The 14451-nt window shown below is 70.7% G+C and carries 16 protein-coding genes and 1 tRNA gene; 7 read left to right on the plus strand and 10 right to left on the minus strand.

All coding sequences use genetic code 11. The features are described from left to right. Positions 1-43: 43 nt before the first annotated feature. Positions 44-1069 carry a LacI family DNA-binding transcriptional regulator gene (locus tag LOKHON_RS04090; protein WP_017927671.1) on the minus strand — a complete coding sequence of 342 codons (1026 nt, stop codon included), beginning with the start codon at positions 1067-1069 and terminating at the stop codon, positions 44-46. Positions 1070-1179: 110 nt separating this feature from the next. Between LOKHON_RS04090 and LOKHON_RS04095 the strand changes: the two genes are divergently transcribed. Together LOKHON_RS04095 and LOKHON_RS04100 are read left to right on the plus strand one after the other, a co-directional pair. Next, positions 1180-1256, plus strand: a tRNA-Arg gene (locus tag LOKHON_RS04095). Between the two features lie 173 nt (positions 1257-1429). Further along, positions 1430-2146: a Crp/Fnr family transcriptional regulator gene (locus LOKHON_RS04100; protein ID WP_017927670.1), complete on the plus strand. Its 717-nt coding sequence runs from the start codon at positions 1430-1432 to the stop codon at positions 2144-2146. Between the two features lie 13 nt (positions 2147-2159). Here LOKHON_RS04100 and LOKHON_RS04105 read toward each other — a convergent pair whose 3' ends face one another. Continuing rightward, a complete protein-coding gene (locus tag LOKHON_RS04105; protein ID WP_017927669.1) occupies positions 2160-2810 on the minus strand; it encodes a winged helix-turn-helix domain-containing protein in 651 nt (216 codons plus the stop codon). 25 nt (positions 2811-2835) lie between these two features. Then, positions 2836-3120, minus strand: coding sequence for a hypothetical protein (locus tag LOKHON_RS04110; protein WP_017927668.1), 285 nt, complete (start codon positions 3118-3120; stop codon positions 2836-2838). A 180-nt stretch (positions 3121-3300) separates the two neighbouring features. Here LOKHON_RS04110 and LOKHON_RS04115 point away from each other — a divergent pair, with 180 nt between their 5' ends. From LOKHON_RS04115 to LOKHON_RS04125, 3 genes are all read left to right on the plus strand, one after another. Continuing rightward, positions 3301-4278 carry a hypothetical protein gene (locus LOKHON_RS04115; RefSeq protein WP_162561752.1) on the plus strand — a complete coding sequence of 326 codons (978 nt, stop codon included), beginning with the start codon at positions 3301-3303 and terminating at the stop codon, positions 4276-4278. A 124-nt stretch (positions 4279-4402) separates the two neighbouring features. After that, complete coding sequence (locus tag LOKHON_RS04120; protein WP_017927667.1) at positions 4403-5053, plus strand: ribonuclease HII; 651 nt, start codon at positions 4403-4405, stop codon at positions 5051-5053. A 90-nt stretch (positions 5054-5143) separates the two neighbouring features. Continuing rightward, the gene (locus tag LOKHON_RS04125) at positions 5144-6253 is read left to right on the plus strand and encodes a site-specific DNA-methyltransferase (RefSeq protein WP_017927666.1); all 1110 of its coding nucleotides are present in this window, start codon (positions 5144-5146) and stop codon (positions 6251-6253) included. Here LOKHON_RS04125 and LOKHON_RS04130 read toward each other — a convergent pair. Next, positions 6250-7392 (minus strand): alkane 1-monooxygenase, encoded by a 1143-nt coding sequence (locus tag LOKHON_RS04130; RefSeq protein WP_026147374.1) that lies wholly within the window; start codon positions 7390-7392, stop codon positions 6250-6252. The two genes, LOKHON_RS04125 and LOKHON_RS04130, sit on opposite strands and share 4 nt — an antisense overlap. 9 nt (positions 7393-7401) lie before the next feature. Continuing rightward, positions 7402-8457 (minus strand): A/G-specific adenine glycosylase, encoded by a 1056-nt coding sequence (gene mutY, locus LOKHON_RS04135; RefSeq protein WP_017927664.1) that lies wholly within the window; start codon positions 8455-8457, stop codon positions 7402-7404. Between the two features lie 66 nt (positions 8458-8523). Between mutY and LOKHON_RS04140 the strand changes: the two genes are divergently transcribed. Then, positions 8524-9033, plus strand: a complete 510-nt coding sequence (locus LOKHON_RS04140; protein ID WP_026147373.1) for a DUF721 domain-containing protein — start codon at positions 8524-8526, stop codon at positions 9031-9033. Between the two features lie 13 nt (positions 9034-9046). Beyond that, entirely contained in the window at positions 9047-9793 is a 747-nt protein-coding gene (locus tag LOKHON_RS04145) for a DsbA family protein (RefSeq protein ID WP_017927662.1), read from the plus strand. Here LOKHON_RS04145 and lpxK read toward each other — a convergent pair. The 5 genes from lpxK to LOKHON_RS04170 form a co-directional block, all read right to left on the minus strand. Beyond that, positions 9780-10781: a tetraacyldisaccharide 4'-kinase gene (lpxK, locus tag LOKHON_RS04150; protein ID WP_017927661.1), complete on the minus strand. Its 1002-nt coding sequence runs from the start codon at positions 10779-10781 to the stop codon at positions 9780-9782. The two genes, LOKHON_RS04145 and lpxK, sit on opposite strands and share 14 nt — an antisense overlap. Next, positions 10778-11929: a 3-deoxy-D-manno-octulosonic acid transferase gene (locus tag LOKHON_RS04155; protein WP_281177644.1), complete on the minus strand. Its 1152-nt coding sequence runs from the start codon at positions 11927-11929 to the stop codon at positions 10778-10780. The genes lpxK and LOKHON_RS04155 overlap by 4 nt, the downstream gene beginning before the upstream one ends. Beyond that, positions 11926-12171: a DUF4170 domain-containing protein gene (locus LOKHON_RS04160; protein ID WP_017927659.1), complete on the minus strand. Its 246-nt coding sequence runs from the start codon at positions 12169-12171 to the stop codon at positions 11926-11928. The genes LOKHON_RS04155 and LOKHON_RS04160 overlap by 4 nt, the downstream gene beginning before the upstream one ends. Positions 12172-12236: 65 nt before the next feature. Then, on the minus strand, positions 12237-13046 hold the full coding sequence (locus LOKHON_RS04165) for a 3'(2'),5'-bisphosphate nucleotidase CysQ (protein ID WP_017927658.1): 810 nt from the start codon (positions 13044-13046) through the stop codon (positions 12237-12239). Next, positions 13039-14385 (minus strand): TldD/PmbA family protein, encoded by a 1347-nt coding sequence (locus LOKHON_RS04170; RefSeq protein WP_017927657.1) that lies wholly within the window; start codon positions 14383-14385, stop codon positions 13039-13041. Before LOKHON_RS04170 ends, LOKHON_RS04165 begins: the two co-directional genes overlap by 8 nt. Positions 14386-14451: the final 66 nt, after the last annotated feature.

Consider the following 14451-nt stretch of genomic DNA (forward strand, 5'->3'; position numbering starts at 1 on the left):
GGGCTCCGTCGCCGGTCGGCGAAAAGCTTCGCGCGAGGCGGGATCAGGCCCGGCGCAGCGTCTCGCCACGGGTGATCAACGGCGTCAGCTCGACCCGCTCGGCGCCGCCCTCGGAGGGGTTGGCGCAGCGCGCCGCGATGATTCGCGCCGCCTCGCGCCCGATCTCGCGGCGGCAGGCATCCATCGTCGCCAGCTGGCGCGGCAGCCCGTCCAGAAGCTCGACCCCGTTGAACCCGGCAAGACCGATCTGGCCGGGCACGTCGATGCCCTGTTCGAGCAGCCACAGCAGACCGCCCGCGCCGATCATGTCGTTCGAGAAATAGAGGAAGTCGAGATCGGGCGTGCGGCGGAGCAGCGCCTCGGTCATCTCGCGCCCCTTCTTGAGCGCCGAGCCGCCCGAATAGAATTCCTGGTCGGCGATCTCGACCCCGGCGCGGGCAAGGTGGCGGGTGAAGCCCTCGAAGCGTTTGCGGGCGCGGTGGTCGGCGGGCATCTTGGTGCCGAGAAAGCCGATCCGGCGATAGCCCTCGCGCAGGATCGCCTCGGCCATCTCGCGCCCGGCGCGGCGGTGGCTGATGCCGACGCAGGCGTCGATCGGCGCGCCGTCGGTGTCCATGATCTCGACCACCGGGATCTCGGCGCGCATCAGCATCGCCCGGCTTGCCTCGGTGTGCTCCAGCCCGGCCACGATCACCCCCGAGGGCCGCCAGGACAGCATCTCGAACAGCACCCGCTCCTCGGTGTCGGGGAGATAATCGGTCACCCCCACCACCGGTTGCAGCCCGGTGCCCGCCAGCGTTTCCGAGATGCCCGACAGCACCTCGGGGAACACCATGTTGCCCAAGGAGGGGATGATGACGGCGACGAGGTTGACCCGGCTCGACGCGAGCGAGCCCGCGATCCGGTTCGGCACGTAGCCGAGCTTCTTGGCGGCGGCGCGCACCTTGGCGCGGGTCGCGTCGCTGACGTCGCCCTTGTTGCGCAGCACACGGCTCACGGTCATCTCGCTGACCCCCGAGGCTTCGGAGACGTCGCGGAGCGTGAGCGGGCGGCGGGGCGGAATGGTCATGAAGGCGCGGATCCGATCGGGGGCATTTCGGGCGAGCTATAGGATGCGCCGCGGGGCTTGTCCAAGCGGCGTTGACGGGCCGGGCAAAGCCGGGCATGGAAGAGGCGGATGGCCCCGTGGCTCAACTGGATAGAGCAATCCCCTCCTAAGGGATAGGTTGCAGGTTCGAGTCCTGCCGGGGTCGCCACCTCCCTTCAGATCGCGCTCACGCAATTGTGCGGGTCCGCACGGAACCATGTTGCATACTGGCATTTACCACGTCGGGATCGTAGCACGAAATCGCGGTTGCGAAACAATACCGGGTGCATCCGCCGGGAGAGCGATACCTGTCGTCCGACCGCCCGCGACGAGAAGGCGCCGATGAAGGTCGAGGAAAAAGGCACAGGAGACACGGGCAACCAGCTGCTGGCCCGGATGCCCGCGGCGCTGGCCGATCTCGTGTTCGGCGATCTCGAGCCCGTCGACCTGCCGCAGGGCATGATCCTCGAAGAGCCGAACGAACCGGTCGAGCATGTCTATTTCCCCACATCCGGCGTGATCTCGATCGTCGCGATGAGCGACCGGGCCGTCGCGCAGATCGAAGCGGGGCTGGTCGGGCGCGAGGGCATGTCGGGGGCGATGCTGGCGCTCGGGACCGACCGGTCGCCGCACCAGACCACGGTGCAGATCGGCGGCGCGGGCTACCGGCTGGAGGCCGACCGGCTGCGCGCGGCGTTGCAGCAGGACGCGCTGCGCGAGCGGCTCTTGCATTACTGCCACGCGCTGTCGGTGCAGACCGCGCATACCGCGCTCGCCAATGCCAAGCTCAAGCTCGACGCCCGCCTCGCGCGCTGGCTCTTGATGTGCCACGACCGGATCGACGGCGACGAGGTGCCGCTGACGCATGGTTTCCTGTCGGTGATGCTCGGCGTGCGCCGCGCCGGGGTGACGGTGTCGCTGCACATCCTCGAAGGGCAGGGGCTGGTGCGGGCCACGCGCGGGCTGATCCGCATTCTCGACCGCGACGGGCTCGAACAGATGGTCGGCGGCTGCTACGGCGTGCCGGAGGCGGAATACGCGCGGCTGTTGCAGGGCTGATCGGGCGGCGCCCTCACAGCATCCGGATCACCGATTTGTCGATCGCCAGAACATAGCCGCGCTTGGCGATGTTCTTGACCAGAAGCTCGCTGACCAGCTGGTTGCCCAGGCTGTCGCGCAGCCGCTTGATCCGGGTGGCGCCCGCCGCCTCGTCGCAATCGGCGGCCGAGCGGCCCGAGATCACCGCCTCGATCTCCGACCCCGACAGCACCTCGTCATCCATCCGCGCCTCGGCCAGCGCCGACAGCGTCTCGATCGCGGCCGCCGTCAGCTTGAACTCGAAATCATTGAGCCGCACCGCGTTCTGGTCGCGGGCGATCACGAGGGAATTGACCTCGATCCCCTTGCGCTCGATCCGGCCCATGCGGCGGTTGAGCTGGACCAGCATCAGCAAGAACGCCACCGCCGCCACCAGCATCGCCAGCGCGAAGGTCAGCAGCACGAAGATCACGAAGCGATAGCTCGCCAGCACCTCGGAAAAGGCGGTGCCCGATTGCGCGAGGATTTCCAGAAGCTTGATCTCGGCCCGCGCGGTCAGGTCGTCATTCTCGACGAACAGCCGCTCGACCCGGGCGTTGAAGGCGTTGGCGTCTGGCAGGTTGACGAACAGCAGGATCGCCGCGCCGACCAGCAACAGCGCGATCGCGGCGAGCCCCGCCGTCACGATCCGGTTGCCGGCCTGTCTCGCTTCAGTAGCGGAGGTAGTAATCGCCTGCACTGTCCCGCCTTTTCTCCAGACCATCGTCGCCGAACAGGCTCACGATGGCAAGGAGCGACCAGCCATCCGAGCCGAGCCGCGGGCGCAGCTCGTCCGCGGCGGCGTCGGGTTGGTCGCATGGCGCGGAGATTTCGGCAACGCCGTAATGCAGCCTGAGCGGATCGTCGCGCTTGGCCTTGTAATCGGCGTAGCAGGCCGCCTGCGCCGAAACGGCGCTGAGGGCGAGGGCACAAAGGGTGAGGGCGAGGGTTTTCATGCCCTGCACCATGCTGTGTCGGCGCGCGCTATTCAATAACGCGGCCCACGCGCCGCCGCGTTATTGCCTGTCGGGGCCATTGCCCCAACTTTGCCCGCAAGACCTGTTCCCCCCGGCCCCGCAAGACCGGCCGGCCGCAGGGTATCCGCTCCGCCCGGGAGCCGCATGACGGAGACCGCCATGGCACGACGCCTCATCGCCGCGACGCTTTCGCTGTCGCTGGGCCTTTCCGGCCTCGCGCCTGCGCCTGCCGTGGCGCAGAACGACGAGAACATGGGCCGCCTGATCGGCGGGCTGGTGGCGCTTGGCGTGATCGGCGCCGCCGCGCATCGCGAACGCGAAAAGGACCGAAAGAAAGAGGAAGAGCGCGCCGAGAAAGAGGAAAGAGAGGCGCGCAAGGAGGCGAGACAGGCCGCAAGGAAAGCCCGCAAGGAAAAAGAGAAGCGCCGCGCACAGGCCAAGGCGCGGCTCGACGAACAGCTCGAGCGGCTGACCGACGCCGAGGAGGACCGGCGCGACAGCGATGGCGATGCGCGCACCCGCGCGGCGCTGGGCGCGCTGGGCGCGATCATCGCCGGGCAGGGTGCCGCTGGCGGGATCGAGGCGATCACCCGCGAACTCGGCCTCGATCCGGGCGATGCGCAGGCCGAGGCGCAGGCGCGTGAACGCGCGCAGGCCGAAGCCGAAGCACAGGCCCAAGCCGAAGCGGAGGCCCGCCGCGCCGAGATCGTGCGGCAGGCCGAAGAGGCGCGGCTGGCCGAGCTTGCCCGCGACGCCGAAGAGCGTCGCCGCGCCGAGGCCCGTGCCCGGCTCGACGCGCGGAGCGCACCGCGCGCGACAGAGGCGCTGCCGCCGGTGCCGCGCGACGAGGTCACCGCCGACCTCTTGCGCGACTGGGAGCCCGCGCCCGCGCCGCGCCAGCCCGAGACCACCACGCCGGTGGCGACGGGCGAGATCCCCTTTGCCTGCCTGCGCCGCCAGCAGGCCGGTTTCGAAGCCGCCTCGGTGGTCGATGGCGATTGTCTCGACGACTACCCGGTGCTGGCGCGGAGCTTTCCGCTCGATTGCGCCGTCACCGGTCAGGCCGAAGGTCGGATCACTTCCGGCTACGACACGCAGTGCCTGCGCGATCGTGGCTACAGGGTTGCCGTCCGGTAAAACGGTCGAGCATGGGTGCGGCCTTTGCCCCAGTTGCCGCATCCGCTTCGGGGGCGGGGGATGTCATGTCCTTCGCCCCCCATTTCATTCACGACGCCGCGCCACGAGGCTTGATCGCCGCGCCATGCCGCGCCAGAAGCGCGCCATGCCACCCGATTACGCAGCCGAATCCGCCGCCCGCGCACGTGGGCTTTCCCGTATCTGCGGCGTCGACGAGGTCGGGCGCGGCCCGCTCGCCGGGCCGGTCACAGCTGCGGCGGTGATTCTCGACCCTGACCGCATTCCCGAAGGGCTCGACGATTCGAAGCGGCTGACGGCGCGGCGCCGGGCCGCGCTGGCGGCCGAGATCGCCGAAGTGGCCGAGGTCTCGATCGCCCATGCCAGCGTCGCGGAAATCGAGACACACAACATCCTGCGTGCCGCGCATATCGCGATGATCCGCGCCATCGCCGGGCTGCCCGCACCGCCCGGCCACGTGCTGGTCGACGGCAACATGGTGCCGCGCGGGCTCAACCACCCTTGCGAGACGCTGGTGGGCGGCGATGGCCGGTCGCTGTCGATCGCCGCCGCCTCGATCGTCGCCAAGGTGGCGCGCGACGCGCTCATGGCCGATCTGGCCCGCGCCCATCCCGGCTATGGCTGGGAGCGCAACGCGGGCTATGGAACGGCCCAGCACAAGGCCGCCCTGCTAGATCTGGGGGTTACGCCCCACCATAGACGGGGTTTCAAGCCCATCCACAACATCTTGTATCAAGCCGCAATCGCAAGCGACTGATTCGAAAAAGATTTTGACACCGACTCACCTCTGACTCATATTTATCCACAACCACGAAGCGGGCCACCGCCGCGGATCAGAGGCGTTTCCATGACCACGAAGACGACAAGCCGGGGGGCGGCCACGCTCCCCCTGAACACCGTTTTGGCCGGCGACTGCGTCGCGCAGATGCGCAAGCTGCCGGATGAAAGCGTCGACCTGGTCTTTGCCGATCCGCCCTACAACCTGCAGCTTCGGGGCGATCTCATGCGTCCCGACAATTCCCGCGTCGACGCGGTGGATGACGACTGGGACAGCTTCGCCAGCTTCAAGACCTATGACGCCTTCACCCGCGCCTGGCTCAAACAGGCGCGCCGGGTGCTCAAGCCCGGCGGCGCGATCTGGGTAATCGGCTCCTATCACAACGTGTTCCGGCTCGGCGCCGAGTTGCAGAATCAGGGCTTCTGGATTCTCAACGACGTGGTCTGGCGCAAATCCAACCCGATGCCGAATTTCCGCGGCAAGCGGCTGACCAACGCGCATGAGACGCTGATCTGGGCCTCGAAATCCGAAGGCGCGAAATACACCTTCAACTACGAGGCGCTGAAGGCGCTGAACGAAGGCGTGCAGATGCGCTCGGACTGGGTGCTGCCGATCTGCACGGGCGGCGAGCGGCTCAAGGACGAGAACGGCCAGAAGGCGCATCCGACCCAGAAACCCGAATCGCTGCTGCACCGGGTGCTTCTGGGCACCACCAATCCCGGCGACGTGGTGCTCGACCCGTTCTTCGGCACCGGCACCACCGGCGCGGTCGCGAAGGCGATGGGCCGTGATTTCATCGGCATCGAGCGCGAGGCAAGCTACCGCAAGGTCGCCAAGGCCCGTCTTGCGCGCGTGCAGCCCTACGACGCCGAGGCGCTGCAGGTCTCGACCTCCAAGCGGGCCGAACCGCGTGTCGCCTTCGGCGTGCTGGTCGAACGCGGCATGCTGCGCCCCGGCGAGGTGCTGCACAGCCTGGGCGGCCGTCACAAGGCGCGGGTGCGCGCCGACGGCACGCTGGTCTCGTCCGAGGCCAAGGGTTCGATCCACCAGGTCGGTGCGCAGCTCGAAGGCGCGCCCTCCTGCAACGGCTGGACCTACTGGCATTTCAAACGCGACGGCGTGGCGGTGCCGATCGACCTTCTGCGCCAGCAGGTCCGCGCGGAGATGGCCGAGGGCTAGGCGCCGCGCGGGCGCGGCAGCTCGCCGCGTTTATATGGGCCCCAATCCGCAATCTCCGGGTAGAACCGCCTGCGCCATGCGCGCACGCGGCCATTCATCATCCGCCGCCAGACCGGCGGGATCAGCGCCGCGACGCCCATGACCGGGTAGCCCTGCGGCAGCTGCGGCGCCTCGTCCTCGGGATAGGTCTGCAACAGCGGATAGCGGCGGTCGGGCTTGTAGTGGTGATCCGAATGGCGCTGCAGGTTGATCAGCAGCCGGTTCGAGGCGCGGTGCTCGGCGTTCCACGAATGGCGCGGGCGCACCGGCTCGTAGCGGCCATCGCCCAGATGCTTCCGGGTCAACCCGTAATGTTCGATGTAATTGACCAGCTCCAGCTGCCAGATCGCGACGACCGCCTGAAGCGCGAAGAACATCAGCCCCTCGACGCCACCGAGCGCCAGCGCCAGCGCCAGCATCCCCGCCTGTAGCGCCGCGTAGCGCCAGAACGGGTTCTGGCGGCTGCGCATGGTCAGCCCCCTGCGCGCCAGCATCCGCGCCTCGGCCCGCCATGCGTCGCGCGGCATCTGCCACAGCACGCGAAAGAAATGGCGGTGAAATCCTTCGTTGTAGCGCGCCGTCACCACGTCGGCGGGGGTGCCGACATGCAAGTGATGCACCCGCAAATGATGCGAGCGGAACGGCGACCAGAGCACCATGGCGAGCAGGATGTCGCCCAGCCAACGCTCGACCCGGTCGCGCTGGTGCAGCAGCTCATGCGCATAGACGATGCCCACCGCGCCCGAGATCACGCCTTGGCCGACGAACAGCCCGATCTTCTCCCAGCCGCCCAGATGCCCGGCGCGGGTGGCGTAGAAGACGAGGCCGAAGGTCATCGCCGCCTGCGCGGGCACCCAGATCACTGTGATGAGCCGGTGCCAGAACAGCGCGCTCTCGGGCGTGTCGGGGTCGGGGTTCGACCGGTCGAGCCCGCCGACGAGATCGAGGATGTCGAACAAAAGCCACGCGAAGGCCGGCAGCAGCAGCACCCACCAGCCGCCCATCAGCGCGGCGATGGCCGCCAGCGGCAATGTCAGGAGCGACACCCAGTAGGGCAGGGCGGCAAGGAGAGACGCGCGAGGGGCGGGGAGGGTGCTCATGCGCGGAGCCTAGCCAGTGGCCCCCGACCCCTCAACGGCAAGATGCGGCGCCGCTGCGTCGTGCACCTTGCGCATCGCCGTGGGCAGCGCGCCGGGGCGGAACGCGGAGGCCGACACGAAATGCCCGCGCTCGGGGTTCGAGGGCGGCAGCTCGGCCACCATGACGGTCAGGGTCAGCGCGAAATGGGTGAAGACGTGCCGCGCCTCGCCCACCTCGCGCCACGCGGCGGGGGCGGGGGGCGCGGGCCGGGGCGCCTCGTTCCAGTCCGAGCCGGGAAAGCCCAGCATCCCGCCCAAGAGCCCCTTTTCGGGCCGGGTCTCCATCAACCACGCGCCGTCGGCGCGCCGCCCGACATAGGCGAAGCCGCGCCGTTCGGGCTTGGGCTTCTTCGCCGCCTTGACCGGGCGCTGCGCTTCGGTGCCGCGCTGGCGGGCAAGGCAAGGCGCGCGCAGCGGGCAGATGCCGCAGGCGGGGCTCTTCGGCGTACAGATCGTCGCACCGAGATCCATCACCGCCTGCGCGTGGTCGTCGGGCCGGGCGTGCGAGGTCAGCCGCGCGGCATGGGCGGTGAGCTCGGGCTTGGCGGCGGGCAGCGGCGTTTTTACGTCGAACAGCCGCGACATGACCCGCTCGACATTGCCGTCCACCACCGTCTCGGGCCGGTCAAAGGCGATCGCGGCCACGGCGGCGGCGGTGTAGGGGCCGATCCCGGGCAAGGCGATCAGCGCGTCATGCGTGTCGGGGAATCGCCCGCCGTGTTCGGCGACCACGGCGCGCGCGCATTTGAGCAGGTTGCGGGCGCGGGCGTAATAGCCAAGCCCCGCCCATTCGGCCATGACATCGGCGTCCGGCGCGGCGGCGAGATCGGCCACCGTCGGCCACAGCGCGGTGAACCGTTCGTGGTATTTTCGCACGGCGGCCACGGTGGTCTGCTGCAGCATCACCTCCGACAGCCAGACGCGGTAGGGATCGGGGCGAAGGCCCGCCGCGCGATCGGCCGGGCCGGTGCGCCATGGCATGATGCGCGCGTGGCGGTCGTACCACGCCAGCAGCGCGGCGGTCATTTCGGTATCCTGCACGTCGTCCCCTCTGGTCCGGCCCCCCCTCCATCTAGTAGGGTGGGCGCTGCCATGAAACAGCGACGCCACTCCTCCACACGCGGTTTTGCGCAGGCCTCGGGCCTGTTGCAGTCGCGCATCCGCACCGCCTCCGAGGCGCGGGGATTCGCGGTGACGCGGCTTCTCACCCACTGGGCCGAGATCGTCGGCGAGGACACGGCTCGGATCGCGCAGCCGGTCAAGGTCGGCTACGGGCGCGACGGGCTGGGCGCGACGCTGACGCTTTTGACCACCGGGGCGCAGGCGCCGATGCTGTCGATGCAGGCCGAAACGATCCGCGAGCGGGTCAATGCCTGCTACGGCTACCGCGCGATCTCCAAGGTGCGGATCACCCAGACCGCGCCGACCGGTTTCGCCGAAGGGCAGGCCGCCTTCGCCCCCGCCCCGACACCCGAACCGCCCCGGCCCGACCCGCAGCTGAAGGCGCAAGCGGCGAAGACCGCCGACGGCGTGGCGGACACGGAATTGCGACTTGCGCTCGAGGCCTTGGCTGCCAATGTCCTGTCCAAACGCCGGAATTGAGACAGGAAGACACATGAAACTCGCAAGCTCGACCATCGCCTTCACCGCCGCGCTGGGCTGGATGGCCCTCGCCGCGCCGCTCTCGGCGCAGGAGGCCGCCGGGGCCGAGACCGATACGCAGGCCGAAGCGACCACCGGGATGGGCAGCCATGGCGGCGAGGATGCGGCCGGGATGGAGGCCGCGACCGGCACCACCGCCGAGGCGGAAGCCGCCCCCGCCGAAAACGCCGCCGAGGAAGGCATCGTCGAGATGGTGCAGGGCGCCGAGGATGCGCCGGTGACGGTGATGGAATACGCCTCCTTCACCTGCCCGCATTGCCGGGACTGGCATGAAACCAGCTATCCGCAGCTCAAGGACTACATCGACGACGGCCGCGTGCGCTTCGTCTACCGCGAGGTCTATTTCGACCGCCCCGGCCTCTGGGCCTCGATGATCGCGCGCTGCGGCGGCGAGGCGAAGTTCTTCGGCATTTCCGACATGCTCTACGACCAGCAGCGCGACTGGGCCGCGGGCGGCGATCCGGCGGCGATCGCGACCAAGCTGCGCGAGATCGGTCTCAAGGCGGGTCTCGAAGAGGCACAGCTCGAAGCCTGCCTGACCGATGGCGACAAGGCGCAGGAGCTGGTGGGCTGGTTCGAGCAGAACGCCAAGGAAGACGGCATCAACTCGACCCCGACCTTCGTGATCAACGGCGAAAAGCATTCGAACATGGCCTGGGCCGACATGGCCGAGATCATCGACGGCCTCATCGAGGAGTAAGGCCGATCCGGTCGAGCGCGGCATCGAGCGGGGCCACGTCGCCCCATTCGAGCCGCACCGGCAGGGTCAGGACCTTGGACCGGAAGGACGCGGGCAGGCGCACCGCGTCCTTTTCCGTCGTCACCAGCTGCGCGGGCAGGGCGCGCGCCTCCTGCTCCAGCCGCGCCATCAGCGCCGGCGTCAGCGGTTGGTGATCGCCCAAGGGTTCGGCCCGGCGCAGATCGGCGCCGAGCCCGCGCAAGGTCGCGAAGAACTTCTCCGGGTGGCCGATCCCCGCGAAGGCCAGAACCGGCATCCGGTCCCAGACCATCCCCGTGGCCAGCGGCGCGAGCCGGCCCGTCAGCTGCGGCAGCCCGGCAAGCGCCGCGCCCCAGCGCGCCGCAAAGCGCGCCTGCTGCGCCGCGCCGCCGATCGACAGCACCATGTCGGCGCGGGCGAGCCCCCGGTCCACCGGTTCGCGCAGCGGCCCCGCCGGGATCACCCGGCCATTGCCGAAACCGCGCGCCGCATCGACCACGATGATCGAAAGATCCTTGGTCAGGGCCGGGTTCTGGAACCCGTCATCGAGAATCAGCGCCTCGGCCCCGGCCTCGACGGCGGCGCGCGCCCCCGCCGCCCGGTCGCGCGCGACCCAGACCGGCCCGAAGGCCGCGAGCAGCAGCGGCTCGTCGCCGACATCGGCGGCGGAGTGGCGGCGCTCGTCGACCCGCACCGGCCCTTCGAGCCGCCCGCCATGGCCGCGGCTCACCACATGCGCGGCGATGCCGCGTGCGGACAGGTGCTGCATCAGCGCGATGGCGGTGGGGGTCTTGCCGGTGCCACCGGCGTTGAGGTTGCCGACGCAGATCACCGGCACCGGCGCGCGCCAGCCGGGCCGCGCCACGCGGGCGGCGGTGGCGCGGGCATAGAGCGCGGCGAGCGGCGCCAGCGCGCGGGCGCGCGGGCCGGGGCGCGCGGGGTCGCCATCCCAGAAGACGGGCGGCCTCATGCGTTCCGGTCCAGCGCCGCGCGCACCAGCTCGACGGTCCGGTTGGTCGCCTCCGCGCCCTCCGTCGCCACCTCCCATGCCGATTTCGCCAGCATCGCGGCGCGGTCCGGCGCCAGCAGCGTCTCGACCGCCTGCCCGAGATCGGCGGGACCGCGCACCGCGCGGCAGGCCCCGGCGGCGGCGAGCCGGGCGAAGGCCGCGCCATGGGTCGCGGCCTCGGTGCCATGCAGCACCGCCGATCCGAGCGCGGCGGGCTCCATCGGGTCGCGGCAGGGCTGGCCCGACAGCGTGCCGCCCAGCATCGTCATCGGCGCGAGCCGGTACCACAGCCCGATCTCGCCCGGCCCGTCGGCGACATAGATCTCGGTCGCCTCGTCCGGTTCGACACCATCGAGCCGCTCGGCCACGTTGAAGCCCTGCGCGCGCAGCGCGGCGGCAAGCGGCTGGGCCGTGGACTCGGTCGCGGGGGCGGCGATCATCAGCAGGCGGTGCGCGCGCTTGCTGGCCTGTCTCTGGGCGGCGGCGATGGCGTCGATCTCGGCCTCGACCGCGCCCGCGACGAGCCAGACGGGGCGCGACCCGATCGCGTGGGCGATGTCCTCGCGGTCGCGCTCGTGGCATTCGGGCAGCGGGCCGGTCGCGTCGAGCCGGCCGGTGATCTCGATGCGGCCGGGCTCGACGCCGATCCGGCGCAGCCGCGCCGCGGCGGTGCCGTCGGCGGCGAGCAGCCGCTCGAACTGCCGGTAGGCGGCGCGCCGGGCGCCAGGCCGCCAGCCGCCGCCCGCCACCGCGATCGCCTCGGGCCTCGGCCATCGGACCACACGCGCGGGCAGCCCGGCCTTGGCGGTTTCGGAGAGCACAGAAAGCTGCACCGGGCCGCGCATCCAGACCAGCAGGTCGGGCCGCCAGCGCGACAGGAACTCCTGCGTGGCCGCGCGGCTGTCGGGCAGCGGCGGCCACTGCATGAGCTTGCGCGGCGCCTCGCGCAGCCGCGCCGGCGCCGTCAGCAGGAGCGACAGCGGATCGCGGTCCTCCTCGAAGCGGCGTGCCAGCGCCACCACCGCGGCCCGGCGTGCCGGGTCCGGGCAATGCACCCAGACCAGCGGCCCGTCTGGCCGCGCCGCGGGGTCGTCGCGGGCGGGGCTCAGTTGCCGAGTTCCTCGGTCGGCGAGGCGGCGGCCTCCTCGTCGCGCAGCCGGTGGATATGCGCGATGAAGTAGCGCATGTGGGCGTTGTCGACGGTGCGCTGCGCCTCGGTCTTCCACGCGTTGTAGGCAGAGGCGTAGTCGGGGAACATGCCGACGATGTGGATGTCGTCGGTGTTGCGGAACACGTTCTTGGACGGGTCGGTCAGCTCGCCGCCGAAGACGAGATGCAGGCGCTGGGTCATGGGATTCCTCGGGGTTGGGGCGGGGTGGGGCTTTGGCGGGCAAATTACGCGTCGAAGGGTCCGGGTCAAGCCGGGGGCGGGGCGGGACCGGCCTCCAAGAGCGGCAGCAGCACGCCATGCAGCGCGCCCCCCGCCAGCACCCCGTCGCTTTGCGGCTGCGGCTTGTTGAACGACAGCCGCGCGCCGCGCCGGTCGGTGGCGGTGCCGCCCGCCTCCGACAGGATCAGGCTGCCCGCCGCGATGTCCCATTCCCAGGTGGGTCGGATCGTCAGCATCGCGTCGAACTTCGCCTCGGCCAGAAGGCACAGCCGCCAGGCCAGCGCCGAGCGGAAGGCACGGCGAACCGGGGGCACGTCGCCGCCGGTCCAGTGTTCGGGGCTCATGGCTAGTCGCGGGCCGAGCAGGGTCGCGCGTTCGGGGTCGGTCTCGGCGCTGGCGCGGATCGGCGCATCGTTGAGCATGGCCCCCCCGCCCAGCGTGGCGGTATAGAGCAGGTCGCGCTGCGGCAGCAGCACGCAGGCCGCGACGATCCGGCCCCGTTCGGCCACGGCGAGCGAATGCGCCCAGTCCTGGCTGCCTTCGAGATAGGCGCGGGTGCCGTCGATCGGATCGACGATGAAGATGCGTTCCGCCGCCAGCCGCTCGGGCGCGTCCGCCGTTTCCTCCGACAGCCAGCCATAGGCGGGCCGCGCCGCACCAAGCCGCGCGCGCAGCATCGCGTCGACCGCGAGATCGGCCTCGCAGACCGGGCCCCCGCCGTCGGGCTTGTCCCAGACCTCGGGTGCGCGGAACGCCGTGGCGATGCCCGCCGCCTCGCGCGCCGCCGCGACCAGAAGCGCCAGGTCGACCTGAAGATCGTTCCGCGGATCAGTCACCGGCAAGGGTCATGCCATCGACCAGAAGCGAGGGTACGACGCGGCTCAGATGCCGGCGCGCGTCATTGGCGGGCAGCAGCGTCATCAGCATGTCGCGCAGGTTGCCCGCGATGGTGCATTCGTTGACCGGGTGGATGATCTCGCCGTTCTCGACCCAGAAGCCGGACGCCCCGCGCGAATAATCGCCGGTGTTGGGGTTGATGGTCGAACCGATCATCGAGGTGACCAGCAACCCGGTGCCCATCTGCGCGATCAGATCGTCGCGCGTGGCCGTGCCTTCGGTCAGCCGGATGTTGGTGATCGCGGGCGAGGGCGGCGACGAGGTGCCGCGCGCAGCGTTGCCGGTGCTTTGCAGCCCCAGCTTGCGCGCGGTGGCGAGGTCGAGGATCCAGCCCGACAGATCCCCGTCATCGACCAGCGCGCGCGTGGCGGTGGGCAGCCCCTCGCCATCGAACAGCCGCGAGCCCGGGGCGCGCGGGCGGTGCGGCTCCTCGATCACCGACAGGCCCTTGGGCAGAACCTGCGTGCCTTCGCGGCCCAATAGCCAGCTCGATCCGCGGGCGATGGCGCCGCCATTGGCGGCGGCCAGCAGGTGGCCGATCAGCGAGGAGGAGACGCGCTCGTCGAACAGCACCGGGTATTTGCCGGTGCGCGGGCGGCGCGGGTTCTGCCTTGCCGCGGCGCGTTCGCCTGCGGTGCGCCCGATATCCTCGGGGCTGCGCAGCTCGGACTGGAAGATCCGGGCATCGCCGTCATGGTCGCGCTCCATCCCGGTGCCGCTGCCCGACACCGCGACGCAGTGCAGCCCCCGGTCCGAGCGCTCATAGCCGCCCGAAAACCCGTTGCTGGCGGCGAGATGGATGCGCCTGCGGCCATAGCCCGCGCTCGCGCCCTGCACCTGTGTCACGCCTTCGACGGCGCGCGCCGCCGCCTCGGCGCGGCGCGCATCCTCCTCGAGCGCGGCGGGGTCCGGCTCGGGGGCGGGGTCGTACATCTCGAGCCGCGACGAATCGGTGTCTCGGGCCAGCTGGCCGGGATCGGCGAGCCCGGCATGCGGGTCCTCGGGCGCCTCGCGCGCCATGGCGACGGCGCGGGCGGCCATGGTGTCGATTGTGGCGTCGCGCGCATCCGAGGACGACACCACCGCCTGCCGCCGTCCGATCAGCACCCGCAGGCCGATATCGATGCCCTCGGAGCGTTCGGCCTGCTCCAGCCGGCCCTCGCGCACGTCGATCGACAGCGCGGTGCCGTCCACCGCCACCGCGTCGGCGGCCTCGGCGCCCGCGCGGCGGGCCGCCGCGAGCATCCGGTCGGTCAGGTCTGCGAGCGAGGCGGTCATGGCGGATCCTTTCGGGCTGTCGCCCGTGCATCTAGCGCGCCCGCGCCCGGCGGGAAAGTGGCGCGC

Source organism: Limimaricola hongkongensis DSM 17492, from assembly GCF_000600975.2.
GTDB classification, from domain to species: Bacteria; Pseudomonadota; Alphaproteobacteria; order Rhodobacterales; family Rhodobacteraceae; genus Limimaricola; species Limimaricola hongkongensis.

Bases quoted from the DNA above. Each gene is read 5' to 3' on its own strand.
- LOKHON_RS04140 (WP_026147373.1), top strand. From the start codon at position 8,524: ATGAAACAGCGACGCCACTCCTCCACACGCGGTTTTGCGCAGGCCTCG.
- LOKHON_RS04170 (WP_017927657.1), bottom strand. From the start codon at position 14,385: ATGACCGCCTCGCTCGCAGACCTGACCGACCGGATGCTCGCGGCGGCC.
- lpxK (WP_017927661.1), bottom strand. From the start codon at position 10,781: ATGAGGCCGCCCGTCTTCTGGGATGGCGACCCCGCGCGCCCCGGCCCG.
- LOKHON_RS04125 (WP_017927666.1), top strand. From the start codon at position 5,144: ATGACCACGAAGACGACAAGCCGGGGGGCGGCCACGCTCCCCCTGAAC.
- LOKHON_RS04145 (WP_017927662.1), top strand. From the start codon at position 9,047: ATGAAACTCGCAAGCTCGACCATCGCCTTCACCGCCGCGCTGGGCTGG.
- LOKHON_RS04120 (WP_017927667.1), top strand. From the start codon at position 4,403: ATGCCGCGCCAGAAGCGCGCCATGCCACCCGATTACGCAGCCGAATCC.
- LOKHON_RS04100 (WP_017927670.1), top strand. From the start codon at position 1,430: ATGAAGGTCGAGGAAAAAGGCACAGGAGACACGGGCAACCAGCTGCTG.
- mutY (WP_017927664.1), bottom strand. From the start codon at position 8,457: ATGACCGCCGCGCTGCTGGCGTGGTACGACCGCCACGCGCGCATCATG.
- LOKHON_RS04160 (WP_017927659.1), bottom strand. From the start codon at position 12,171: ATGACCCAGCGCCTGCATCTCGTCTTCGGCGGCGAGCTGACCGACCCG.
- LOKHON_RS04090 (WP_017927671.1), bottom strand. From the start codon at position 1,069: ATGACCATTCCGCCCCGCCGCCCGCTCACGCTCCGCGACGTCTCCGAA.
- LOKHON_RS04110 (WP_017927668.1), bottom strand. From the start codon at position 3,120: ATGAAAACCCTCGCCCTCACCCTTTGTGCCCTCGCCCTCAGCGCCGTT.
- LOKHON_RS04130 (WP_026147374.1), bottom strand. From the start codon at position 7,392: ATGAGCACCCTCCCCGCCCCTCGCGCGTCTCTCCTTGCCGCCCTGCCC.
- LOKHON_RS04115 (WP_162561752.1), top strand. From the start codon at position 3,301: ATGGCACGACGCCTCATCGCCGCGACGCTTTCGCTGTCGCTGGGCCTT.